Annotated in this window: 28 protein-coding genes; 13 read left to right on the top strand and 15 right to left on the bottom strand. The window is 60.7% G+C overall.

Annotation, left to right across the window (positions count from 1 at the left end; genetic code table 11):
- Positions 1 to 43 precede the first annotated feature (43 nt).
- Both H8F24_RS01690 and H8F24_RS01695 read right to left on the bottom strand, forming a co-directional pair.
- The gene (locus H8F24_RS01690) at positions 44 to 601 is read right to left on the bottom strand and encodes a helix-turn-helix domain-containing protein (protein WP_197170673.1); all 558 of its coding nucleotides are present in this window, start codon (positions 599 to 601) and stop codon (positions 44 to 46) included.
- A complete protein-coding gene (locus tag H8F24_RS01695) occupies positions 598 to 1,107 on the bottom strand; it encodes a transposase (protein WP_197157219.1) in 510 nt (169 codons plus the stop codon). The genes H8F24_RS01690 and H8F24_RS01695 overlap by 4 nt, the downstream gene beginning before the upstream one ends.
- Before the next feature lie 371 nt (positions 1,108 to 1,478).
- Here H8F24_RS01695 and H8F24_RS01700 point away from each other — a divergent pair, with 371 nt between their 5' ends.
- Positions 1,479 to 1,703, top strand: a complete 225-nt coding sequence (locus H8F24_RS01700; RefSeq protein WP_197170674.1) for a hypothetical protein — start codon at positions 1,479 to 1,481, stop codon at positions 1,701 to 1,703.
- A 115-nt stretch (positions 1,704 to 1,818) separates the two neighbouring features.
- On the top strand, positions 1,819 to 2,340 hold the full coding sequence (locus H8F24_RS01705) for an N-acetyltransferase (RefSeq protein ID WP_197170675.1): 522 nt from the start codon (positions 1,819 to 1,821) through the stop codon (positions 2,338 to 2,340).
- A 6-nt stretch (positions 2,341 to 2,346) separates the two neighbouring features.
- Here the strand turns inward: H8F24_RS01705 and H8F24_RS01710 are convergent, their stop codons facing one another.
- From H8F24_RS01710 to H8F24_RS01725, 4 genes are all read right to left on the bottom strand, one after another.
- Entirely contained in the window at positions 2,347 to 2,694 is a 348-nt protein-coding gene (locus tag H8F24_RS01710; protein WP_197170676.1) for a helix-turn-helix domain-containing protein, read from the bottom strand.
- A 103-nt stretch (positions 2,695 to 2,797) separates the two neighbouring features.
- The gene (locus tag H8F24_RS01715; protein WP_197170677.1) at positions 2,798 to 3,310 is read right to left on the bottom strand and encodes a hypothetical protein; all 513 of its coding nucleotides are present in this window, start codon (positions 3,308 to 3,310) and stop codon (positions 2,798 to 2,800) included.
- Positions 3,311 to 3,315: 5 nt separating this feature from the next.
- Entirely contained in the window at positions 3,316 to 4,011 is a 696-nt protein-coding gene (locus tag H8F24_RS01720) for a hypothetical protein (protein WP_197170678.1), read from the bottom strand.
- Between the two features lie 65 nt (positions 4,012 to 4,076).
- On the bottom strand, positions 4,077 to 4,292 hold the full coding sequence (locus H8F24_RS01725) for a hypothetical protein (protein ID WP_197170679.1): 216 nt from the start codon (positions 4,290 to 4,292) through the stop codon (positions 4,077 to 4,079).
- Between the two features lie 200 nt (positions 4,293 to 4,492).
- On the opposite strand from H8F24_RS01725, the gene H8F24_RS01730 reads away from it, so the two are divergent.
- From H8F24_RS01730 to H8F24_RS01745, 4 genes are all read left to right on the top strand, one after another.
- The gene (locus H8F24_RS01730) at positions 4,493 to 5,344 is read left to right on the top strand and encodes a hypothetical protein (RefSeq protein WP_197170680.1); all 852 of its coding nucleotides are present in this window, start codon (positions 4,493 to 4,495) and stop codon (positions 5,342 to 5,344) included.
- On the top strand, positions 5,337 to 5,831 hold the full coding sequence (locus H8F24_RS01735; RefSeq protein WP_197170681.1) for a hypothetical protein: 495 nt from the start codon (positions 5,337 to 5,339) through the stop codon (positions 5,829 to 5,831). The genes H8F24_RS01730 and H8F24_RS01735 overlap by 8 nt, the downstream gene beginning before the upstream one ends.
- 68 nt (positions 5,832 to 5,899) lie before the next feature.
- Positions 5,900 to 6,445 (top strand): hypothetical protein, encoded by a 546-nt coding sequence (locus H8F24_RS01740; protein ID WP_197170682.1) that lies wholly within the window; start codon positions 5,900 to 5,902, stop codon positions 6,443 to 6,445.
- Positions 6,442 to 7,101: a hypothetical protein gene (locus H8F24_RS01745; protein WP_197170683.1), complete on the top strand. Its 660-nt coding sequence runs from the start codon at positions 6,442 to 6,444 to the stop codon at positions 7,099 to 7,101. The genes H8F24_RS01740 and H8F24_RS01745 overlap by 4 nt, the downstream gene beginning before the upstream one ends.
- Positions 7,102 to 7,105: 4 nt before the next feature.
- Here the strand turns inward: H8F24_RS01745 and H8F24_RS01750 are convergent, their stop codons facing one another.
- From H8F24_RS01750 to H8F24_RS01770, 6 genes are all read right to left on the bottom strand, one after another.
- Entirely contained in the window at positions 7,106 to 7,510 is a 405-nt protein-coding gene (locus tag H8F24_RS01750; RefSeq protein ID WP_197170684.1) for a PPC domain-containing DNA-binding protein, read from the bottom strand.
- Positions 7,511 to 7,606: 96 nt separating this feature from the next.
- Positions 7,607 to 8,479, bottom strand: coding sequence for an IS3 family transposase (locus tag H8F24_RS01755; RefSeq protein WP_231598222.1), 873 nt, complete (start codon positions 8,477 to 8,479; stop codon positions 7,607 to 7,609).
- Between the two features lie 10 nt (positions 8,480 to 8,489).
- Complete coding sequence (locus H8F24_RS18970; RefSeq protein ID WP_231597691.1) at positions 8,490 to 8,777, bottom strand: transposase; 288 nt, start codon at positions 8,775 to 8,777, stop codon at positions 8,490 to 8,492.
- Positions 8,778 to 8,811: 34 nt separating this feature from the next.
- On the bottom strand, positions 8,812 to 9,336 hold the full coding sequence (locus H8F24_RS01760) for a GNAT family N-acetyltransferase (RefSeq protein WP_231598023.1): 525 nt from the start codon (positions 9,334 to 9,336) through the stop codon (positions 8,812 to 8,814).
- Between the two features lie 50 nt (positions 9,337 to 9,386).
- Positions 9,387 to 9,752, bottom strand: coding sequence for an AbrB family transcriptional regulator (locus H8F24_RS01765; RefSeq protein ID WP_197170685.1), 366 nt, complete (start codon positions 9,750 to 9,752; stop codon positions 9,387 to 9,389).
- A 54-nt stretch (positions 9,753 to 9,806) separates the two neighbouring features.
- Positions 9,807 to 12,140 carry an ATP-dependent RecD-like DNA helicase gene (locus tag H8F24_RS01770; protein WP_231598024.1) on the bottom strand — a complete coding sequence of 778 codons (2,334 nt, stop codon included), beginning with the start codon at positions 12,138 to 12,140 and terminating at the stop codon, positions 9,807 to 9,809.
- A gap of 350 nt (positions 12,141 to 12,490) precedes the next feature.
- Here H8F24_RS01770 and H8F24_RS01775 point away from each other — a divergent pair, with 350 nt between their 5' ends.
- The 6 genes from H8F24_RS01775 (at position 12,491) to ltrA (ending at position 18,589) form a co-directional block, all read left to right on the top strand.
- Positions 12,491 to 13,408: an IS110 family transposase gene (locus tag H8F24_RS01775; protein WP_231598025.1), complete on the top strand. Its 918-nt coding sequence runs from the start codon at positions 12,491 to 12,493 to the stop codon at positions 13,406 to 13,408.
- Positions 13,409 to 13,507: 99 nt separating this feature from the next.
- Positions 13,508 to 15,001 (top strand): IS66 family transposase, encoded by a 1,494-nt coding sequence (locus tag H8F24_RS01780; RefSeq protein ID WP_197154297.1) that lies wholly within the window; start codon positions 13,508 to 13,510, stop codon positions 14,999 to 15,001.
- 143 nt (positions 15,002 to 15,144) lie between these two features.
- Positions 15,145 to 15,537 (top strand): transposase, encoded by a 393-nt coding sequence (locus tag H8F24_RS01785; protein ID WP_231598026.1) that lies wholly within the window; start codon positions 15,145 to 15,147, stop codon positions 15,535 to 15,537.
- Between the two features lie 99 nt (positions 15,538 to 15,636).
- Positions 15,637 to 16,146 carry a transposase gene (locus H8F24_RS18975; protein WP_197157219.1) on the top strand — a complete coding sequence of 170 codons (510 nt, stop codon included), beginning with the start codon at positions 15,637 to 15,639 and terminating at the stop codon, positions 16,144 to 16,146.
- Complete coding sequence (locus H8F24_RS01790; protein ID WP_231597781.1) at positions 16,143 to 17,201, top strand: IS3 family transposase; 1,059 nt, start codon at positions 16,143 to 16,145, stop codon at positions 17,199 to 17,201. The genes H8F24_RS18975 and H8F24_RS01790 overlap by 4 nt, the downstream gene beginning before the upstream one ends.
- Positions 17,202 to 17,407: 206 nt before the next feature.
- Positions 17,408 to 18,589, top strand: a complete 1,182-nt coding sequence (gene ltrA / locus H8F24_RS01795) for a group II intron reverse transcriptase/maturase (RefSeq protein ID WP_197170686.1) — start codon at positions 17,408 to 17,410, stop codon at positions 18,587 to 18,589.
- A gap of 290 nt (positions 18,590 to 18,879) precedes the next feature.
- Here the strand turns inward: ltrA and H8F24_RS01800 are convergent, their stop codons facing one another.
- From H8F24_RS01800 to H8F24_RS01810, 3 genes are all read right to left on the bottom strand, one after another.
- Positions 18,880 to 19,065, bottom strand: a complete 186-nt coding sequence (locus tag H8F24_RS01800; protein WP_370594780.1) for a hypothetical protein — start codon at positions 19,063 to 19,065, stop codon at positions 18,880 to 18,882.
- 92 nt (positions 19,066 to 19,157) lie between these two features.
- On the bottom strand, positions 19,158 to 21,449 hold the full coding sequence (locus H8F24_RS01805; protein ID WP_197170687.1) for a hypothetical protein: 2,292 nt from the start codon (positions 21,447 to 21,449) through the stop codon (positions 19,158 to 19,160).
- A 117-nt stretch (positions 21,450 to 21,566) separates the two neighbouring features.
- Positions 21,567 to 21,779 (bottom strand): hypothetical protein, encoded by a 213-nt coding sequence (locus H8F24_RS01810; RefSeq protein WP_231598027.1) that lies wholly within the window; start codon positions 21,777 to 21,779, stop codon positions 21,567 to 21,569.
- 270 nt (positions 21,780 to 22,049) lie between these two features.
- On the opposite strand from H8F24_RS01810, the gene H8F24_RS01815 reads away from it, so the two are divergent.
- Positions 22,050 to 22,550, top strand: coding sequence for a transposase (locus H8F24_RS01815; RefSeq protein WP_197170689.1), 501 nt, complete (start codon positions 22,050 to 22,052; stop codon positions 22,548 to 22,550).
- Positions 22,551 to 22,771 lie beyond the last annotated feature (221 nt).

Raw genomic sequence — 22,771 nt, forward strand, 5'->3', positions numbered from 1 at the left:
TCAGGAGTAAAGGCAATCACGGATTGCCTGATTCACGGCCACTTTAGCGGTTTCTCATGCTTGAGACCAGCTGCGGCGCAATGGATCTGGATTTTTCAGGAGTCCCCATATAAAGGTAGTAGAATTGACCCTTCACAGGCCCCGGCAACAGGGTGATATCCCAGGCCAGCACTTGATGGATGCCCGTTGCCTCCAGCACGGGTGGCTCTCTTGGCTCCCGCGGTGGGCGGCTCCTGCCGCGATGATTTAACAGGCCTTCCTGGCGCATGATGCGGTAAATCGTTGACTCCGATCCCACGTAGACTCCCTCCTCGGCAAGGATCGCCACGATCTGACCAGGCGTGAGATCGGCAAAGCGTGGATCGTTGACAGTGGACAACACCTGTTGGCGCTCCTCCTCGCTGAAACGATGCATGACATGCCTGGACGCTCCCTTGCGTTGATCGCAGCTGAATCCCTGGGTCCGAATCATCAAGCCCCATCGCCTCAGCGTGCGTGTCGCCAGGCCGAAAAGATCAGCAATGGCCTTGGCCGAAAGGCCACGACTGATGCCTTCCTGTAGAAGCGCGACGATCGCACCGCGATCGCCAGACGGAATCAAGGATCCTCGTCCGGTTGAAAGATCTGGTTGAACTTTTTTGAGAGCATCAACAACGTCGCCGCTTCTGTCAGTGCTTTTTCTTTCTTCTGCAATTCACGCTCCAGCTGGCGATTCCGCCGGACCAGTTCCTGATTCTTGCGTTGCAGTTCCCGCTGATCAGCCATGCTCGGCGCGCTGGGGCCATTGGCATCCTCGGCGGCCTGGCGCCAACGGGCAACCTGCTTGGGGTACAGCCCCCGCTCCCTGCAGAACGACCCGAGCTCGCTTCCGTTCAGTCCTGCGGCCTGGATCACGGCTGCCAGCTTGTCGGCAGCGCTCCACTGCTCCGGCGGCCGGTTCGTGGCAGGCACCAGCTGGCCCTGCTTCTGCCACTGGCTCCGCCAGTTGTAGATGGTCTGCGCCGTGATCCCGGTGTCGCGGGCGATCTCAGCCACGCTCTCAAGGTTCGGAGGGCTCATCCGCAGGCGGACGGCTTCCCGCAGAGCGGCGTCATAGGGCGGTTGCATAGTCGTCGGTTGGGCCCCCAGGTGGACGGGTCAAACCGAGCGGACTTCTTTGCTGACACTGGGGGGAGAGTTTGCCGCCAAATGGCAGGAAGAAGTCCTCAAACGAGAGCTGATGACGAGGCTCGCGTCGATACATGTGGAAAACTCTGGGCGGCTTTTCGGCGGAATTGAGCCGACTTGCCCACATTCTACCGTTGATAATCGCTCAGATCGACTGCGGTGCAACCCGTCTGCCCATTCTCAGGAGGCCCTACGTAGGCGGCCGCCTACGTAGTTGACACCGGGCACTGGAGACTGCCCTGGCGGTGTATCAGCCCGCTTGAACGGCCGCACGACAAAGGCAACCGCAAGCCCCAGACACCACGCGTTCCATGGCCTACCCCTACATCGAAGCAATCCTGGAAGAAGGTGGTGACATCACGGTGGGGCGTGTTGGTCCGATCGACTGCGTGGCCTCCGCCAGCACCAGCTACGACTGTCCGGTGATGCTGGTGCGGCGCGAGGGGGAGAGCTTTGTGGCGCTCCTGCGGCGACTGGATCGCTCGATCGCCAAAGCCTGGGAGCAAGAGACCACGATTGACGAGGTCAACGGTTGAAGGGATACAGATGACTTAAAAAGTGATTCCTTGGCCGCAGCTCGGCAAACCAGAACGAAACAAGGGAGGGGAAAGATTTCCCTCCCTATACTGAGCAACATGGGGACTGTTGATCATGGCGCAGGGAATCTTCGTTGAGCGGGCTGAACCGGATGATCCTTTCTTAGATGTCTTCTGCAGCGGCCAGGGAAGGGTTGATCAATACTTCCGGACCCGCGAATGGTTTACAGAGCAAAGCAAGGGAGGTTCGCTCACGACTTATGTTTTCCGCGCTGCAGAGGCTGGAGCCGTTGTGGGATATGCGGCCGTGAGCTTCCGCAACCAGCCCCATCCTGATGACGCGAGCGACTCGAAAGCCAAGGTTTTGGTGATCTCGATGTTTGGCGTCGACCAAGCCTTTCAAGGACAGACGAATCCCTTTTCAGCGGGTCAGTCCTACGCCTGTTCCATCATGGGCTACCTGGAGGAACAGGCGCGATCCAAAGCGAGCTGTGTTGCCCTGAAGCTATGGGTGCGCTCGACCAATGCGCGAGCAATCGGCTTTTACACGAAAGTCGGCTTTGTCACGGATCCAGCCGGCCCATTTCAGCGTGATGATGGAGATCCAATACTGACGATGCGAAAGTTTCTGCGCTGAACTGGTTCAAGACAGCGGCAAGTCGGCCGACGCGTCGCCGCAATCAACAGGTGTCAGATCACTGCGGCTGTTGCGATCGCGCAGGTCTTCCAACCGGGACCTCACGGCCTCCACGTCTTCCAGCGGGAAGCGCCAGTGTCCGCCAGCCGTTTGATAGGCCCCAGGGAACCACCCCCCCTCCAGCCAGTTCTTCACGGTGTTGGCCGACGACACCCCAAGCATGGTGGCGGCCTGCTTACTGGTGAGCGGGGCAGCAGTAGCACTCGCGACCAGCCGATCAACCAGGTCGCTTCGACCAGCCTGCCGCAGGACGGCGGTCACATCACTGAGGAGAGCCGGGCTGATCGCAGTCATGGGCCGATCTTACGCCAAAGCGTCAAAATCGTCAGTTGGAGCAGCTGAATCGTTGCGCCACTACCGCTTTGTTCAGCCGCGGTCTCAAAGACTGGCATTGCTATCAGTTGAGGGAGCGCGCCCGGCGCTGCTTGCGGGAGGCCTGCTCGATTGTCTTGAGCTCTTCGGCCTCCTGCTGCAGCTCAGCGGAGAGGGCCTCCAGGTCGTCGGCAGCATCGAGCAGCTGACTGCTGAGCTTGAGCCCTTGCTCAATCGAGGCGCTGTAGGCCGCAGCCGCTTGATCGATCTCGGCGAACAGCTCCTTGTATTCCTCCGGTGGGTTGCGCTCCCACTCGGCCATGGCCGCCGCCGCCTGCTGGAGCACCTCCAAGGCGGAGCGCCAGCTGGCCTTGAGGCGGAAATCGAGATGGCGCAGATCCACGTTGGCCCGCTTGAGCTCCTTGGTGCTGGAGACCTTTGCCAGGGCCATGACCTGGCGTTTGAGGTCGGCCAGCGAGGGTTCTTTCTGCCGCGGGGGCCTGGCCTTAGCCGGGGCTTTGGCGGTTGCCTTGGCCGCTGCCTTGGCTTTGGGGGCTGGCTTTGCTCCTTTCGCTGGTGGGGACGACTTGCGGGCCATGGTGCTCACTCAGCCAGGCCGAGCCCGAGCTGCTCACCGCTGCGCAGTTGCTCCAGCTCCCGCCGCAGGGCTTGGCTGGTCTGCCGTTCGATCCTGAGGGCCTCGCTCAGCTCATCGCGCTCACGCCGGTAGCGGTTGGCGTGGGCGACGCGGCCACCGAGACTCTGGTTGTTTTTGGCCAGTTGCTTTCGGCGCTCCACCTCAGCCTCGTAGGCACGCTGAAGCGCATCGAGCTCCTTGTCGCGTTGGCGTTCAGCTTTGGATTGCTGTTGCTCCGTTCGCAGGACTTCGTTCTCCGCCTGAAGCGCTTTAATCCGCGACTCCAGACGAAGAATGGTGCCATCCTTCCCTTTGAGGATGTCTTTGAGCTTGCTGATAACTGCCAGCAGCCCACGTTGTTTCTGACGATGATAGAGGGCCTGTTCTTCACACTGGCGGGCATAGTCGCGCAGCAGGCCCGTACGGCGCTGCAGCACCTTCGCGGTGCACTCGTATTTGATGATCGCGATGACGCGGCAGCGCTCCAGTTCATCGAGCTCCTGCACAGCCTTCAGCCGCCTGAGTTCGTCGTAGTTTGTGCACTCATGCCGCAGCTCCTGGGTGGTGACGTGCTCACGTGCCCCCAGGCGCTTGAGGTTGGTCAGCCGCACCCGGTCGTGCCAGTAATCAAAGAGGGCTTTTTGGTCTGCACCGCCGAGCATCCCGGAACCCTCCTGACCCGCTACCGATAGCCAACCGATCCTAAGGAGGGCCATCGCTCCTGCCCTCAGCGCAGGGGAGCAGAGCCTTCGGCCCGGCGGCTCTCCAGCCGCAGGATGCGTTGGGCATGCAGGTCGCTCTCGGCAGTCCACTGCACGGGCAGCCCTGGCTCCTCCACTGGCGGCTCCGCCGCCTCCGCCCGTGGGGAGGTTGCGTCCATGGTGGCGACGAGAAGCAGCACCACAATCAGCTCAGCAGCGAGGAGCAGGTCGATCTGGGGCATGGCGAGAACGGCTCAGGCGTCAGTGAACAAAGCCTCAGCCCCCTGACCCGCTTTTGGCTCAGTTCTCCTGCGAAAGAGCAGAGGCCGCAGGGCTCCCCGGGCGGTGTGTGCCTCGGGTTGAGCCAGAGCGGGTAGCGAGCTGGCGCTCGTAGGCGGACTGATTCCGCTTTGTTCGGACGATTCCGGCGACATTGTGAAGATTGCTGCGGATTTGCCGCTCGTTCAGCACCCTTCTCGCCTCAGTCGTCATAAGGGGCGATGCCGGAACTATTCACCCCACGCATAGATCCAGCCTCCTCACCATCGCTGTCACCTGCAGCTGTGTTCCGAGGATGGAGGCCGATGTGCAGCACGGCATGGTCTTCCTGCCCCCAACCTCCGATTTCCCGCCCGATCCCGAACCGCTTGAACGTGAGGAGCTCAACAGCACCTACCTGGAACTGCGCAATTGCTACTCCAGTCTGATGCGCAGCCGCGCCCAGCATCGGCGTCTGGCCAACAAGGCCAAGGATGAAACCGCCCTGCTCAAGGAACGGATCACGGCCCTCGCCAGTCGCGATCTGCCCCAGCGCAAGGAACTCTATGAGCTCCTGGAGATCGTGACGGCCATCGCCGGTGACATTGAAGATGCAGGCGATGATCTGGTGAATGGCTTTAGCCGCTACAAGAAAGGTCGCCATAGCTTTCAAGGTGGCGGGTATATCGGTGATCTCGTCCGTGCAGTGATTCATTTCATCAATCGTTGGGGCCGCACCAAGGACCGCCTCGGCGATCTCAAGCAGAAGCAGCAGGAGCTGATCAACAAGTCGCAGGAGCTTCTGCCGCCACCGCCACCCCCCGGCGGCAATGGCAACGGCCACGGACCCGCAGCCGGGACACCCACACCGCCGGGGGACAGTGCGCAGCGACCCATCGACCTGAGCGCCAACGGCATTCAGCCCCCACACCCGGCCGAGCCCACAGGCCCTCAGCAGCCACAGCTGAACCTGCCCGATCCAAAGAGCCAGCCGCAGATCCAGGATCAAGCCAAAGGAGCCGACGACCATGGGTGAGATCGCCGATACCCTCCGCTCCACCCTGCAGCAGCTGGCCCAGGCCGATGCCCGGCTCTATCGCGGCCTGGCGGAAGAGCTGGGCGACAGCGCCACGGCAGTCGAGGAACCCCGCGCCCTGATCCAGCCCGAGGGCGGCACACCCGCCACGGAGGCCCAACTCCTTGCCCTGAAGAACGACGCCCTGCAGGAGCTCTGTGCCCAGAGGGGCATCAAGGTGCCCAAGCGCCCCAGGAAAGATCTGATGGTGGGCCTGCTGCTGGCCGATCCCAACGGCCCGCCGCCCCTGTCCCTGCTTCCCCCTCCCAAAACCAAACCCAGCCCAGGTGGGAAGGGCACGGGGGGCAAGGCTGGCGGCGCCGAGCTCCAAGCCCTGGAGCAGCGTCTCGTTCGGCTGGAGCAGCTGGTGCTGCTAATCGCCCAGCAGGTGGGCGTACCGCCAGCATCGATCGAACGGTTGCTGCCGCCGGCTGCTCCAGAGCCCTGAGAGAGCCGACAACCCGCGATAGGCGTCGTAGATTCGCTATTCGCGAATGCCGAATGGCCCCTGCGACCGTGGCCCGTTCACCCTCCAATCCCCAGCTCGTGCTGCGCCCGCAGGATCTGGTGGTGCTGCTGCGCCTGGCCTTGGACGCAGGCCCTGCCCCCACCTATGCGGCCCTCGGCGCAGAGCTGGGGTTGACGGCCTCGGAGACCCATGCGGCGGTGGAACGTGCTGTCGCCGCCAGGCTGGCGATCAAGGATGAGGCCGGCAAGCCCGCGGTGGTTCGCGCTGCCTTGAAAGCCTTCGTGCAGCACGGTGCCCGCTACTGCTTTCCAGCCACGCAGGGCGGGCTCAGCCGCGGTGTTCCCACCGGCTATGCCGCCTCCCCCCTCAACGCGCAGATCCGGCCGGGCAACGACCCTCCACCGGTGTGGCCGTGGAAGAAGGGAACAGCCCGCGGCATCGCCTTCCACCCGCTCTATCCCAGTGTTCCCGAGGCGGCGGGGCGCAACCCGGCCCTGGGGGAACTGCTGGCCCTGTTCGATGCGGTGCGCGGCGGCAGCGCCCGTGAACAGGCCCTGGCCCTGACGCTGCTGGAGGAGCGGCTGCAGCCATGAACCCCAACGACCCCAATGTCTCCCTGCTGGAGCGGGCCGCTGCGCAGCTGGGTGAGGCGCTGCTCGAGCAACTGGTGTTTGTCGGCGGGGCCGTGGCTGGCGTATTGATCACGGATCCGGCGATGCCGGAGATCCGGCCCACCCAGGATGTGGATGTGATCTGCCGCGTGATCGCCAGGTCCGACTACCACCAGCTGGGGAGCCAACTGCGGCAGCGGGGCTTCCAGGAGGACAGCCGGCCAGGGGCACCCCTCTGCCGCTGGTGCATGGAAGACCTCGTGCTCGATCTGATGCCAACCCATGGCGAGATCCTGGGTTTCTCCAATCGCTGGTACCCCCTCGCCCTGGACACCGCCCAGCTGCAGGGGCTGCCAAGCGGTCGCTCGATTCGGATCGTCACCGCACCGGTGTTCCTGGCCACCAAGCTGGAGGATCTGATGGCCGTGGTCGACGGCCGGGCATCACTGCTGGAGGAATGCAGACTCAGCCCGCCCGAGCTGCGGCAGGATCTCGCGGCCCAGTTCCTGGAGCTGTTGAACACCACCGCCTTTCTGGAGGCCCTGCCTGCCTTCCTCCCACCGGATCAGGCCAGCCAGCAACGACTGCCGGACCTGCTGGAAACGCTGAGGGCCATCGCGGCTCTGGCCGAGCCCTGACGATTCAGCTCAGATCCCGAGGACTGATCCGCAGCTCGGCATAGCCGGTAGCCGGATCCAGCTCCCGCCGGAACTGCCACTCCGGCAGCAGGCCGATCACCAGCTCCGCGGTGGTGCGCACCAGCGAGCCGGCGCAGAGGTGCCCGCCGATCACGACGCCCTTGCTGTCGGCGATGGCGATGTGCAGGTGGGCGCCATCCGGCGAGAGGGTGCCCGAAAGGCTGAGGATCTCCAGCTCGCCGTGGATCGCCGTGGCTCCAGCCGCACCGGCCAGGCGCAGCTGGGCCAGCGACAGGCTGCCGACGGCACTGATCACGCAGCCGGCCAGTTCCTGCTGCGCTCCCATCCAGGCCTCCAGAGCCAGGCGCAGGTCATCGCCGGGCTGCAGGCGCAACGGCACCACCTTCATGCTCCAGGCCCCTCCACCAGCGCCTGCACCATCACCAGGGCATCGACATAGCCCCGTTGCCGGTGGCGAAACGCCCCAGGCTGAGGTGGGTGCCTTTTATTGGACAGTTCCGGCCCCTGACATCGTTAACCCAGGACGGGTGGAACATGGTTCGGCCTCAGTGTAGACCGCGTGGGGAGTTTTGCCTCCAAGGGAACTGTGAGGTCTTACATGGCAATACCGCCACAGGAAGCGGGCCAGGCTGATTTCAGCGTCCCAGCCATCGCTGTATGCCCGTAGGTAGACCTCCTCGTACTTGACAGTCCTCCACAGCCGTTCAACAAGGATGTTGTCGTAGCACCGCTTTCTGCCGGACCAGCTGATCTGGATCCGCTCCCCTTTGAGTCTGGCCACAAAGTCAGCGGACGTGAACTGACAGCCTTGATCGGAGTGGAAGATCTCTGGCCTACGGCCGCCTCCCAAGGCCATCTCCAGGGCCTCCAGACAGAACTTCGTGTCAAGGCTGTTGGAGAGCCTCCAGCTGAGCACATGCCTGGAATGGAGATCCATGATCGCCACCAGATAGAGGAACCCTTTCTGCAGAGGGATGTAGGTGATGTCGGTCGCCCAGACCTGATCCACCGACGTGACCTGCGTGAGGTCCACCAGGCAGGGGAACCGCACGGACGGATCACCTGGAACCGTCGTCCGGGGCTTCTGGTAGATCGCCCGTAATCCCATGCGCCGCATGAGGTTTCGCACTCGATCTCGGCTGATCGGGATACCATCTTGGGCCAGATAGTCCACCATCCGGCGGCTGCCGCTGCAGGGATCCTCCAGGTAGAGAGCATCGATCCTGGCCATGATCCGCAGCGTCGATACACGGACCGGTGTCGGCCGGTAGTACAGCGTGGATCGAGGCAGCCCCAGCAGCGCACACTGCCTGCTGATGCTGAGCTCGGGGTGGTCGTGATCGACCAGCTTGCGCAGTTCACGGGCATCAGAGCAGTTGAGACTTTTTTTTGAGCCACTCCAGCTCCATCTGCAGCCGTCCGATCTGCTGGAACAGCTCCGCCTCCTTGGCCTGCCCCTCCTCCTTGTCCTTGGTCTTCTTGCCTCGGGTGAAGAGCTCGCTGGCACCGTCCAGGAGCTGCCGCTTCCACTGGCTCACCTGGATCGGGTGGATGGCGTGGTCGGCGGCGATCTCCTGGATCGTCTTGCGGCCACTGATCGCCTCCATGGCGACCCTGGCCTTGAACTCGGGGCTGTGGGTGCGGCGCTTGCTCATCGGTGGGAGCCCCTTTCAGGGGCGGTACCCCGCCTCAGAGGTTAACGATGGGGCCTGTCCAGAAAAGCCAGACCACCTCAGGCAGGGTGCCCACCACCTGAAAGCCGTTGCGCTGCCAGCAGCGGATGCCGGCCGTGTTGGTGCTCACCACCAGGTTGAACTGCATCAGCCGAAACCCCAGTCGCCGCGCCGCCTGCAGGGAGTGCTGGCAGAGCCTGCTGCCGATTCCCTGGTGCCGGCAGTGGTCGGCCACTACGTAGCCCGCATTGGCGACGTGGGCGCCGAGGACGAGGGAGTTGGGCCTCAGGTAGTAGGTGCCCACCAGCGCACCCGCGGCATCCACGGCCACCATCACCGCCTGGCTCTGCTCCACCCACGCCACTTGAGCTTCCGCCTCGGTGATGGCCGGGTCGTGAGGGAAGGTTTCACCGGCGCGGAACACCGGCTCCAGCAGCGCCCACACCGCCGGCCAGTCGGCCACCTCGTAGGGGCGGATCTGCAGGGGGGTGGTGTGCGTGGCCAGGGACAAGCAGCGGCCGGAGTCAATTGTCTCGTTCAACGGCCCTCAGGGGCCATACACCGCAAGCCCCCTGTGCTGGAAACCGTCGCTCAATCCTCTTCTGCAGCGCCAAGGGGGATGAGTTTGATCTGCTTGCGGCCCAGCTTGATCTCGAACTCATCGCCGGGTTCCAAGCCCAGCTGAGCGGTGTAGGCCTTGCCGACCAGAAGATTGCCGTTGAACTGAACCTTGGCCACATAACTCAGGCTGCGGCCTGCCTTACCACGTCCGCCACCAGCTCCGGTGCCCAGGCTCATGCCCTTGGCCTCCAGCAGCGCCTCATAGAAGGCCGTGAAGTTCAGTCGCTCCGTGCCGTCCTTCTTGGTGCTCACATAGCCGCAGCCCCGTACCAGATCAGACTTGGAGGCATCGCCCAGCTCCTTGACTTTGGCGAGCAGATCAGCACCGGTCAGCATGATGCGGGAGTTGGGTGGATCGACAGCCTCTTTTTGCCAGGCCTGCAGGCGTTGTCAACTGCCGTGGTTGTAATCCATGTCCGGTGAAAGCTGCCCCGGAGTGAGCCACTCCGCCAACTTGGTATAGCGCCTGCGGCCCAGGTGGTTCTTCACGGCCATGGCCAGGGCCTTCTTCTGGCCCACCAGCACCACCAGCTGCTTGCCGCGGGTGAGCCCCGTGTACACAAGGTTCCGCTGCAGCATCGCGTAGTGCTGGGTGAGCAGCGGAATCACCACCGCTGGGTACTCGCTGCCTTGGCTCTTGTGGATCGTGCAGGCGTAGGCCGGCACCAGGGTGTCGAGCTCTCCCCAGCCATAGATCACGGCCCGGCTGCCGGCGGCGCCGGCCTCGCTGGTTGGGAACAGCACGCACAATTCGCTGTTGTCTGAGTCGATCGCATCGATGGTGCCCACATCGCCGTTGAACACCTCCTTCTCGTAGTCGTTGGCGATCTGCATCACCTTGTCGCCCGGCGCGAACCGCCAGCCAAAGCGCTCCACGTGCTCGGGCGGATCTGGGTTGAGCAGCTTCTGCAGCTCGATGTTCAGCGAGCGCGAGCCGCAGCCGCCGCGCGCCATCGGGCAGAGCACCTGCACCTGGGCGATCGGATCGAGGCCAAAGCGCGCCGGGATGCGCTCGCCCACCACCTTGAGGATCAGGGATACCGCCTGCTCGGGCGTCTCGGCCGGCAGGAAGTAGAAGTCGCTGCTTACGCCCTCGGCCGGGGCCCGCAGATCGGGGATGGTGCCGCCGTTGATGGCGTGGGCAGTGGTGATGATCCGGCTGGATGCCGCCTGGCGAAACACCTCGGTGAGCCGCGTCACCGGCAGCGCACCGCTGTTGATCGCATCGGCCAGCACCTGCCCTGGACCCACCGACGGCAGCTGGTCCACATCGCCCACCAGCAGCAGCGCTGCCTCCGGCGGGATCGCCGCCAGCAGCGAGGCCATCAGCGGTACATCCACCATCGAGGTCTCGTCCACCACCAGCAGGTCGCACTCCAGCGGCAACTCGGCGCCACGCCGGAAGCCGTAGCTGGCGGGGTCGAACTCCAGCAGCCGGTGGATGGTTTTCGCCTCCAGGCCCGTGGCCTCAGCCATGCGCTTGGCGGCGCGGCCAGTGGGAGCGCAGAGCTGGATGCGCAGCTTCTTGGCCGCCAGGATCTGCAGGATGGCGTTGATCAGGGTGGTCTTGCCGACTCCCGGCCCGCCGGTGATCACCAGCACCTTGCTGGCCAGGGCCTGCTGCACCGCTTCCCGCTGGCTGGCGGCCAGCTGCAGGCCCAGGCGCTGCTCCACCCAACCGATCGCCTTGGCCGCGTCGATGGCCCCCCAGGGCGGTGCCCCCTGCGCCAGCTCCAGCAGCGCTTGGGCAATCTGGCGCTCGGCTTTGTGCAGGTGGCTCAGAAAGATCGCCGGCTCGCCCGCCAGGCTGTCGGCCACCACGGCACCTTCTGCAAGCTCGAGATCCAGGGCTGATTGGATCTGGACCGGCTCCAGGGGCACGCGGCTGGTGGTCCCGGCATCGGCACCCGGCTCAGCGGCGGGCCGCTCCACCGCCAGCAGCTCGCCGGCCAGCTTGAGCAGCTCGGCGGTGGGCAGGCCGCAGTGGCCCTCGCCACTGGCCTCCAGCAGGGCGTAGTTGATCCCCGCCCGCAGGCGGATCGTGGCGGTGGGTTCGATGCCGAGGCGGGCGGCGATGGCGTCAGCGGTGCGGAAGCCGATGCCGCGGATGTCGCGCGCCAGGCGGTAGGGGTTCTCCGCCATCACCTGCACGGCGTCGTTCCCATACGTCTTGAAGATCCGCACCGCCCGGGCAGTGCCCACGCCATGGCTGTGCAGGAACACCATGATTTCGCGCACCACCTTCTGATCCGCCCAGGCCTGAGCAATCCGGCCGGCGCGCACCTTGCCGATGCCAGGCACCTCCCGCAGCCGCTCCGGCGCCTGTTCGATCACCTCGAACACCTCCGCCCCGAAGACCGCCACGAGCTTGCTGGCGTAGATCGGGCCGATGCCGCGGATCATCCCGGAGCCCAGGTACCTCTCGATCCCCTCGGCGGTGGTGGGCGGTGAGGAGCGCAGGAAGGCAGCCTTGAACTGCTGGCCGTGCTCCCGGTCATTCACCCAGGTGCCACTCACCGTGACCCACTCGCCAGCACTGATCTCGGCGGCATGGCCCACCACCGTCACCAGCTCGCGGTGACCGCGCGCCTTGATGCGCAGCACGCAGAAGCCGTTGCTGGGGTTGTGGAAGGTGACCCGCTCGATCGAGCCGGCCAGCACCTCGGTGGGCTCGGCTGCGGTGTCCGCCATCCCGCGGGACCGGCCAGCGACCGGCTTGTTCATGCCTCCCCGCGGTGCCATCGGGCCATGCTTACAGCCTCTTGCAACGTCCTCCTCCCCCAGTGTCAGCAAACGAACCAGTACGCGCGTACGCCCTCGCGCCCGAAACACCCACGGCCAAGCCAGAGCGCCCTTGCCACTCTGGTCATGAGGACATCGGGCCATGGCCGATGACATCTTTGGAGGCCTGACCCCGAAAGCAAACGTGGCCTGGGATTCGAATTGCGCTCCCTGCCCTGGCGACGGCTCGACTGACCAATGAGTTAGTCGGCCGATCCCGATTAGGAATTTGCTGATTTTAGTGCGCGAATCCTGCCTGATGCCCTCCCGATCACCTAGTGAGTCCTTAAGCCATGGGAGAACCAATTTCAGCAGGCAAGCGCCGAGCTCGTCTGAAAGTCATTAACCCTCGTTCCGCTGGAATTGATGTCGGCAGTAGATTCCACGTTGTTGCTGTTCCTGTCGAGCTTGATCCGAATCCCGTCCGCAAGTTTTCAAGCTTCACAAAGGATCTAATCGCACTCGCCGAATGGCTGCTGGCAGTTGGAATTAGCACCATTGCCATGGAGTCCACTGGAATCTACTGGGTTCCGCTTTACGAGATTCTCTCTGGCAAAGGCATTGACGTCTTTCTTGTTAATGCCAGGCACGCCAAGAATGTTCCGGGCCGCAAGACGGATATCAACGATGCACAATGGCTTCAGCAGCTCCACAGCTACGGCCTGGTGAGAGCAAGCTTTCGTCCAGACCAAAAAATCACAGAACTACGCTCATATCTGCGGCAGCGTGATCAACTTGTTCGATACCGCTCGTCTCATCAGCAACACATCCAGAAGGCGCTGATGCTTATGAATCTTCAGCTTCATCATGTTGTCAGAGATATCAGCGGACTAACCGGTAGGCGAATCATCGATGCCATACTTTCAGGTGAGAGGGACCCCGAAAGACTCGCTTCTCTCCGAGACAGACGCTGCAAGGAGAGCGCGGCAACAATTGCGGCTGCTCTTGAGGGGAACTACCAAGACGATCACTTGTTCTCTTTGAAGATCGCAGTTGAGCTCTTTGACACCTATTCAGAGAAGATCAGGGCCTGCGAGCTTGCGGCACAATCATTGATGACAGAGCTTGCCGGCTCGGACTATCAAGATCCAGGCAGTCAACCTGGGGATTGGAAGATATGCGGACATGGCTTTGCATTTAACCCAACCCACCTAATTCAAGCCTTGTCAGGCCACAATCTTCTAAGGCTTCCGGGATTAGGACCAACGTAAGCATTCAGGGGTCGGGACAGCACGCGGCGAACATCGTCTCTGCTGAACCCTTGACGGCGTCCTGATTCCCGTTTGCATCTCAGGCAGAGACTGCTTGAGATGGGCGCCCCTCCTGCTGGCATTTCCGAGGTGGACTGGTTGTCGTGGCCAGCTGGTGCCAGGGAGTTCATTCTGGCTCAACAGGAGGAGATGGTGCAGCTCCGCGTCCAGCTCACCGCCCTGGCGACCGAACTGGCCCATCTGCGCGAGCGGATCGGCCGCAGCTCCCGCAATTCTTCCAAGCCTCCCTCCAGTGATGGCCAGGGGTTTAGGCCGCCCGAACGACGCAAGGGCAGTGGCCGCAAGCGCGGCGGCCAGCCGGGCCATCCCGGATCTGGGCCGGAGCTGCTGCCGATCGAGCGGGTGGATGAGGTGGTCGAGCACCACCCCCAGGCCTGCCGCCGCTGCGGCACGTTGCTACAGGGTCAGGATCCCGAGCCCTTGAGGCACCAGGTGATCGAGATTCCACCGATCACGCCTCTGGTGATCGAGCACCGGCTGCACCGCCTGGTCTGCCCCTGCTGTTCCACCAGCACCTGTGCCTCGTTACCGGCGGAGGTGGAAGTAAGCCATTACGGTCCCCGGCTCAGTGCTCTGGTGGGTCTGCTGGGTAGTGCCTTCCCGTTGAGTTTCAGCAAGACCCAGGCGCTGCTGGATCAGCTGCTGGGGGTACAGATCAGCCGGGGAGCGATGGCCACTATCCGCCAGCGCTTGAGTGCAGCACTGGAGCAGCCCATGCAGGAGGCCCTTGCGTTTGCCCGTCAGCAGTCGGTGGTCTATGTCGATGAAACCGGTGCCCCCACCGGTAATGCCGATGGGGGCAACCCCGATGGCCGGCGCGGCTGGGAGTGGGTCATGGTGACCGCCATGGGGGTGACAGTGTTCTTGCAGAGCCTGAGCCGCTCGGCTGCCGCCGCGATCGACCTGCTCGGGAATGCCTTTGGCGGAATTGTGGTGAGCGATCGCTTCTCCGCCTACAACCATCTCCCGCTGGAGCAGCGCCAGCTGTGCTGGGCGCACGTGATCCGCGATCTCACTGCCATCGCTGACCGTCAGGGCGCCAGCGGTGAGATTGGAGCGGAGCTGCTGGGCCTGCAGCAGCAGCTGTTTGCCCAGTGGCACCGCTACAAAGACGGAACGATCGACTGGTCCACGTTGCAGCAGGGCTGTCGGCCGATCCGCCAGGCGTTTGTGGGCACGCTGCAGCGGGTTGTGGAGCTGGGCTGCCAGCGCGGCGAGCGAACGCCGTGGGCCAAGACGGTGCGTACCTGCCATCAGTTGCTGCAAGTGAGCGATGGCCTCTGGACCTTCCTGGAGATTGAAGGGATCGAGCCCACCAACAACGCAGCCGAGCGTGCCCTGCGCCATTCGGTGATTCAGCGCAAGATCAGCCATGGCGTCCAATCCCGCCAGGGTGCAATCTGCCGCAGCAGGTTGCTCACGGTCACCACCAGCCTGCGGCAACAGGGCCGTGATATCTGGCAGTTCCTGGAGCAGGCCTTGATCGCCCATCATCGCGGCGGTGAGATGCCATCGCTGTTGCCGAATCCCTGAGCCGGCCGTCATCGATCGTGGTGTCTGTGGTCGCTTGGTGATCAGCGATCAAGGGCGGTGAATGCTGCGCGGCTGCGTCACGGCCCCTGAACGGATACGGACCAACAACAGTTCTCACGCTCATTAGTGAGTGTGGGTTGGACATGAAGCGCTGGCCCAGTGCCCAGCATTTTGTGTCATGGCTGGGACTCAGTCCTCAGAACAGGATCTCAGGGGGAAAGGTACTTTCTTCACGAACACGACAGGGCACTACGCGAGCAGGTAGTGCCTTTTGGATGGCTGCCGTACCGCTGGGAAGAACGAATACTGCACTGGGTGCTTTTCAACGTCGTCTGGCAGCACGTGCCGGAAAGAGTAAAGCATTAATTGCTACTGCCCGAAAGCTTGCCATTCTTTACTACAAGACGCTCCGTGATGGTTTGGTATATCAGGATCCCGGTGCTGCCGCATATCAGGAGGAATCAAGGGATCGTCAGATTCGTGGTCTCCAGCGACGCGCCATTGCCCTTGGTTTTCAACTTGTTGCCTCTGCTTGAGGTGTGGTCAGTCAGCCGAGATCCCTGTTGGCCGTTGGTGTTTCTTAGGAAGAAGTCCGCTCGGTTTGACCCGTCCACCTGGGGGCCCAACCGACGACTATGCAACCGCCCTATGACGCCGCTCTGCGGGAAGCCGTCCGCCTGCGGATGAGCCCTCCGAACCTTGAGAGCGTGGCTGAGATCGCCCGCGACACCGGGATCACGGCGCAGACCATCTACAACTGGCGGAGCCAGTGGCAGAAGCAGGGCCAGCTGGTGCCTGCCACGAACCGGCCGCCGGAGCAGTGGAGCGCTGCCGACAAGCTGGCAGCCGTGATCCAGGCCGCAGGACTGAACGGAAGCGAGCTCGGGTCGTTCTGCAGGGAGCGGGGGCTGTACCCCAAGCAGGTTGCCCGTTGGCGCCAGGCCGCCGAGGATGCCAATGGCCCCAGCGCGCCGAGCATGGCTGATCAGCGGGAACTGCAACGCAAGAATCAGGAACTGGTCCGGCGGAATCGCCAGCTGGAGCGTGAATTGCAGAAGAAAGAAAAAGCACTGACAGAAGCGGCGACGTTGTTGATGCTCTCAAAAAAGTTCAACCAGATCTTTCAACCGGACGAGGATCCTTGATTCCGTCTGGCGATCGCGGTGCGATCGTCGCGCTTCTACAGGAAGGCATCAGTCGTGGCCTTTCGGCCAAGGCCATTGCTGATCTTTTCGGCCTGGCGACACGCACGCTGAGGCGATGGGGCTTGATGATTCGGACCCAGGGATTCAGCTGCGATCAACGCAAGGGAGCGTCCAGGCATGTCATGCATCGTTTCAGCGAGGAGGAGCGCCAACAGGTGTTGTCCACTGTCAACGATCCACGCTTTGCCGATCTCACGCCTGGTCAGATCGTGGCGATCCTTGCCGAGGAGGGAGTCTACGTGGGATCGGAGTCAACGATTTACCGCATCATGCGCCAGGAAGGCCTGTTAAATCATCGCGGCAGGAGCCGCCCACCGCGGGAGCCAAGAGAGCCACCCGTGCTGGAGGCAACGGGCATCCATCAAGTGCTGGCCTGGGATATCACCCTGTTGCCGGGGCCTGTGAAGGGTCAATTCTACTACCTTTATATGGTGATGGATGTGTGGAGCCGGCGCATCCTTGGCGTTGAGGTGCACGATCGTGAATGCGGCGAACTGGCCAAGCACTTCTTTGATCGTGTCTGCCGTGATGAAGGGATCAGCTCGGGGTCGACCACGATCCTGCACGCCGATAACGGAGCACCCATGCGCTCCTACACCTTGGCCGCCAAGCTGGCCGAGCTCGGCATCTCCCTGTCATTCTCGCGGCCGCGGGTGAGCAATGACAACGCCTACGTTGAGTCATGGTTCCGAACCATGAAATATCACCAGAGCTATCCAGTGCGTCGTTTCCGGGATCTTCTCTCAGTGCGTGCCTGGGTCGATGGTTTTGTTGACTGGTACAACGCTGAGCATCGTCACAGCGGCATCAAGTATGTGACGCCCAATCAACGTCACTACGGAGAAGCTGACGCGATCTGCAGAGTCCGTCAGCAGACCTATGAGCAGGCGCGTGCGCAACATCCACGCCGCTGGGCCAGGCCACCTCGCGATTGGGCTCAGCCAACAGTCGTGCGGGTCAACCATCCCAGACCGCAGGACACTGTCGCTGCTTGAAGATCAGAAACCCAGGCCCCAGGGGGTTGTGGTTGGACCGCCCGCAAGAGGCGGGCCGGCCTCAGCCTCCGACCGGGGGCCGGCCGCTCAAGCCTGCGCTCCTGATCAACGCGCGATGACGATCAACATCCGATCTCGAAGCCCATGATCCTCCATCCGGAGTAGGCTTTCTGAGGTACTCAGATCAGTACCCTGAGCGGACATCTTTGCTGATAGGCGCCGGTGTGGATGGCCAAAGCCTGGACGACTTCAACAAGGATCTGGAGAATAATCTCTACAAACTCTGGAATCGGATGGCATCAGGAAGTTATCTTCCGCCACCAGTTCGGCGTGTGGAGATTCCCAAATCCGGTGGAGGCGTCAGGCCGCTGGGTATCCCGACGGTTGCTGATCGCATCGCACAGATGGTGGTCAAGCAGGTGCTGGAGCCAGAGCTGGAGCTGATCTTTGATCAGGATTCCTACGGCTACAGACCGGGCAAGTCAGCGCATCAGGCAGTAGAGGTCTGCCGTCAGCGCTGCTGGAGGTCCAACTGGGTTCTCGATCTCGACATCAAGGGGTTTTTCGATGCTATCGATCACGACCTGTTGATGCGCGCGATCAAGGCCCATACCTCCGAGCGCTGGGTGGTGCTCTACCTGCAACGATGGCTGCAGGCACCGGTTCTGTTGCCGGATGGCACGCTCCATCCCAGGGACCGGGGCACACCGCAAGGTGGTGTCATCAGTCCACTGCTGGCCAATCTGTTCCTGCACTATGCGTTTGATGTGTGGATGCGCCGGAGCCACCCGGCCATTGCCTTTGAGCGCTATGCAGATGATGTGATCTGTCATTGCCACAGCGAGAAGGAAGCTCGGCGGTTGCTGGAGGCATTGCAGGATCGCTTTGCGTCCTGTGGCCTCCAGCTTCATCCCCAGAAGACCCAGGTGGTCTACTGCAGGGATAGCAACCGCCGGGCACCGCTTGCTGATGTCACGTTCACGTTTCTTGGTTTCGCGTTTCGGCCACGTGTGTCTCGCAATTCTCGCGGAGTCATCTACACAGGCTTTTTGCCGGCAGTGAGTCCGCAGGCTCTCCAGCGTATGCGGGAGAGGATTAGGTCGATAGGGCTTCCATCGCTCGTGTATCTGTCGCTTGAGGAGATCGCTAAAGTGCTGAATCCAGTGATTCGTGGCTGGATTCAGTACTACGGTCGTTTCTATAGGACAGAACTGATCAGGAAGTTGTATCGCTACCTGGATGACAGAATTGCAGCCTGGTTACGGCAGAAGTACAAAAGGCTGCGGGGTCGTCGGCTCCAAAGCTGGCGAGTACTTGCCAGGATCAGGTCTGGACATCGTGATCTGTTCGCGCACTGGCGTCGAGTCAGTGAAGTGGCATGTGGATGATGGGAGCCGTATGACGCGAGAGTGTCACGTACGGTTCTGTGAGCACCTCGGGGGGAAGTTCCCCGGGGTGACTCGACATGGTTCGTCTGGTTGAGGTGGTTCTCGAACCAGGGAAACGGGCCTGCCCACCCCTTGCAACGCTGGCCGCTGAGCGGAACGTCTGAGGTGCGCGCTCAACCCCGGCTACGCCGGGGTTGAGGTCCCCAGGGATTTACACCAACACAGGGGACGCAAGCAGCCAACGCCATCAGGGCCTCCTCCGTGGCCGGAACGCTGAGCGAATACCACTGCTACAGCAGATGGATCGGGAGCATCGTGGCCAGCGGATAGGGAGGTCGACCGACCTTCTTGCTCGCTTTGGAGTAGTGGGGCCCGATCAAAGCGATCAGCGCCAACCTCGGCACTACCGCCTCCATCTCAGAGAGAAACTTCTCCCGATTGGTCAGCTTCTTGGCCGTGGTCAGCTCGAAACCCAAGAAGCCTAGCTGCTTGCCACACGTCAATCCAGTCCTGGCCTGCGATCACAGGTCCATTGTGGTGCGGATCGACGGGGTTTCCCAGAGCTTCCTCAACCAAAGGCGCCTGCCATCGGCAAGATGAAATTCATAATATTGTCCAATGCGTATTGCAAATCAGTGGATTCGAGGACCAAGCTGTCTCCCCCAGAGAAGGCGTCAGGAGTGAAGTAACTTGCGGCATGACCCCAAAGTTCATCCTTTAAGGCGGATAACTCTTTTTCGCTTGCATTCTCCGAAATTGACTTTATGCCATCAAAGACTTGCCGCAGGGCCCATTCACCTGGGTCAGCCTGCTGCAGTGCAAATTCTGCAAATTCATTAATCGTGACAATTTCAGCGCCGGTTATAAGATCGCGCGCAATAGCATTGCCGGATGCCGAAGAAAATGGCCGCGCAAATAGTCCTTCGATAGCCTCATCGGAGAGAGCCTTGTAATTAATCAGTCCCATGAGTGCAATGGAATTTGCAGTTCCTGGCGCGTAGTGTCCGCCGAGTTCAAGATGGATTTCAGCAATAGGCGTTGCCTCTCTGCCGAGAACTGTCACAACTTGGTCTTCATTGCTATATGCAACCCGCTGTCTCCCATCCAGTATTAGCATATCTTCGCCAAAGCTAAATCTATTTATTACGTTAAGTCTGCCCGCTCGAGATAGATCTATGTGATCCGAAGCATTGTCCAAGTCTTCAAGATAAAGTGTATTTCTGTTGCCGAGAATACGCACCGTGTCTAGGCCTTCCCCAAGATTTACGCGAACTTGGTTGCCAAGTATTGCTTGATCGTTGTCGTTTCCCATCCAAACAGAACTGGCCCCTGTGGCATTGATTCTGTCGTTGCCATTGCCAAGGCGAATCAAGCTACCCCTCGCGGAGTCATTCAAGATAACGCTGTCCGAACCGTCTTCAGTGACGATATACGAATTAGATCCATCTACGGTCAAACTATCCTCGACTCCTTCTTCATCGATGTAGGCGAGGTTGTCGTCGTCAATCACTAGTTCCCCCTTTTTCCTTTGTATGGCTTCTCTAATCGTAAATGTTGCGGCTGCAGACGTTCCATTAAAATTGGCCAGAGCTATGTTGTTGGCAGCGATCGAATTAGTGTCGCGACGCACAATCTGATTTGGTCCAACATTGTAGGCCAAATCCCCCTTAAGCCTGACGGTGTCAGCGTAGATGGCGCCAATACTATTATTTAGATCCCATGTATTGATGCCATCCTTGCCACTGAAAGCGATATATTGAGTTTTTAGCTGCGCATTGGTTTCTGGGACGCCGCTGTAAACCGCAGTGTTGTTGACATTGCCATCAAGGCTGCCCCTTAGGAATTCGAATGTTAACGTATATCGCTTGCCATTCTCCAGCTGGAACTGCTTTCCATCGGGGCCGGTGAATATGCCATTTTCAAGAAAGTTTGCAGGGCTTATCTTAATATCCGTCGACTCAATTGTTGCCGTTTCACTAGTCGTAGTCTCTTTGAAGCTGTATTTATCCACCTGTTCCCATGTAGATTTAGCGGAAGCCTCTATTTCCCCTCTTTTTGTTTCTGGCCCAACTGTGTATTTGGTTTTCAGACCTATTTCGGTGCCAAGCTTCATTTCTGTTTCGGTTACGATTTCGTTTGAAGTAGTTAGCTTTTGCTCGAGCCTGTAGCCAAGGGTGAACTCTGTTCCTGTCAAGGCTGCCCAGTCAAAAGTAAGCTCTGTCGCAGATCCGCTGCTTCCCGCTATGCGTATATTTGAATCGGCAATAAGATCCCCGGATTGCTGCATATTCTCCATATTCGCTATTCCTGGGTCAACGAGATTCCGTTCACCAATTTCTGATTTTCTTTGAAGCCAGACGGCCATTTGCGGGCCTGTCGTTCCCCTTGGACTTGGCTCGTTATACCATGGTCTCCCTTTTCTAGTCTGCCCAGCTGGATATTCCATTCGTATGAACGGGACATTAAAGGCTTCTCGAAAGATTCTATCATTGCGTTGCCCGTATTGACTTGCAACGTCTATCGTTGGATTTTGGTCTAGCATGATACTGCGTATATTGCGCTCATCGCCGTTATAAGGCCAGCTATTCCTTGGCCTTGCCCGGGAGCGACCATTGAAATGAATGCCGCTGGCTTTTCTTATGTTTTGCCCCAGAGAAACGAATGGGTTGCTTTCGCCATAAGTAACTGAGCTATTTGCCAAGAACTCTAGGCTTTCTTTGGTTGTCCATGACGTGCTATAATACCACTCTAGGACTCGCTCTCTGCTGGTACTTCCAAGATTTTCACCAATGAACACTTGATCAAACCACTTGGCGACAAGTCCATAGGAGATTACGTCGTCCAGATTAATGCGGGTCATGATGAATACTAGGTGAATGGTGTTGGAGCCTAAAATCTTCGGCTGGCCACAGTTGTTGAGCCCGCTCAGTGGAGTGATCTCAGGTTTTCTGGCTTGTGCGCTTTAAAAGCTTGATGATTACTCGCTATTTAAGTCAGAATAGACAGGAATGATGCGCACTTTGCCGGTGTCCTTGGCTTCAGCGATCAAGTTGCTTCGCTGCATGACTTGCCTGGCTGCATATTGGGCGTTGCCCTGAATAGCCTGTGTGAGATCGTCACCGGATCGAAGTGATTCTCGGATCGGCTGCACGAGATCCTCGATCAGCGGCGTCAGAGGTTCTTTCCCCATGGCAGCCTTCACAGCGCCGCAACCACTATGACTAATTACGAGAATTAGAGGCATTTCTCTAGCACGGCTACCGCGTGTTCAAGGCTGGCGATGCCGTCAATGAATGCGCTGTTACCAGCGACTCGCACTTGGAACAACTCACCAGATCCGAGCCCAAACGTCCATTATAGGAGCCTGTCGCGCATAGATCACCGCCCGCATGCTCCACAGACGCCCCTGAATCTGCCCAGATCTCAGTGGCTTCAATGGATCTGGTCGATAATATGGGGCATGAGCAAGCCCAAGACCTTCCGGCCCTGGACCCCGGGACAGACCAGCTTGATGCCACCGTCGCCGATCGACTGGCTGCCGAGTGATCACCTGGTGTTCTTCCTGCTGGAGCTGGTGGAGGAACTGGACTTTGCGCTGATCATGTCTCCCGCCCGGCAGAAGGATGCCCGCGGTGAGAAGGGGTATGACCCCAGGATGCTGACGCTGCTGTTGCTGTACGCCTATTGCATCGGTATTGCCTCGTCTCGCAAGATCGAGCGCTCCTGTTACGAGGAACTGACTTTCCGGGTGCTGACGGGCAACCAGCAGCCTGACAACAGCCGCATCAGCGAGTTCAGCCGTCGCAATCTCGATGTCCTCAAGGGTCTGTTCATTCAGATCCTTCGGCTCTGCCACATGGCCGGCATGGTGAGCCTGGGCCATGTGGCGCTCGATGCACCAAGGTTCAGGCCAATGCCTCCAAACACAAGGCAAAGCTCTCGGCTTCTGCGAAGCAGTTGAGCCACGAGCGGATGCTCAAGGCCGAGAAGCAGCTGGAGCAGGTGATCAGCGCCTTGATGTGCAAGGCTGAGATTCTCGATGCCCAAGAGGATCGACGCATACGGCAAGGGCAATCGCGGCAATGAGTTGCCGGATGAGTTGCGTCGTCGTCAGGACCGGCTGGCGAGGATTCGGCAGGCGCGCAAGGAGATGGAAGCAGAGACCGCTGCTGGTGCAGCGCG

The sequence above is a fragment of the Synechococcus sp. CBW1002 genome, from assembly GCF_015840915.1.
GTDB lineage: Bacteria > Cyanobacteriota > Cyanobacteriia > PCC-6307 > Cyanobiaceae > CBW1002.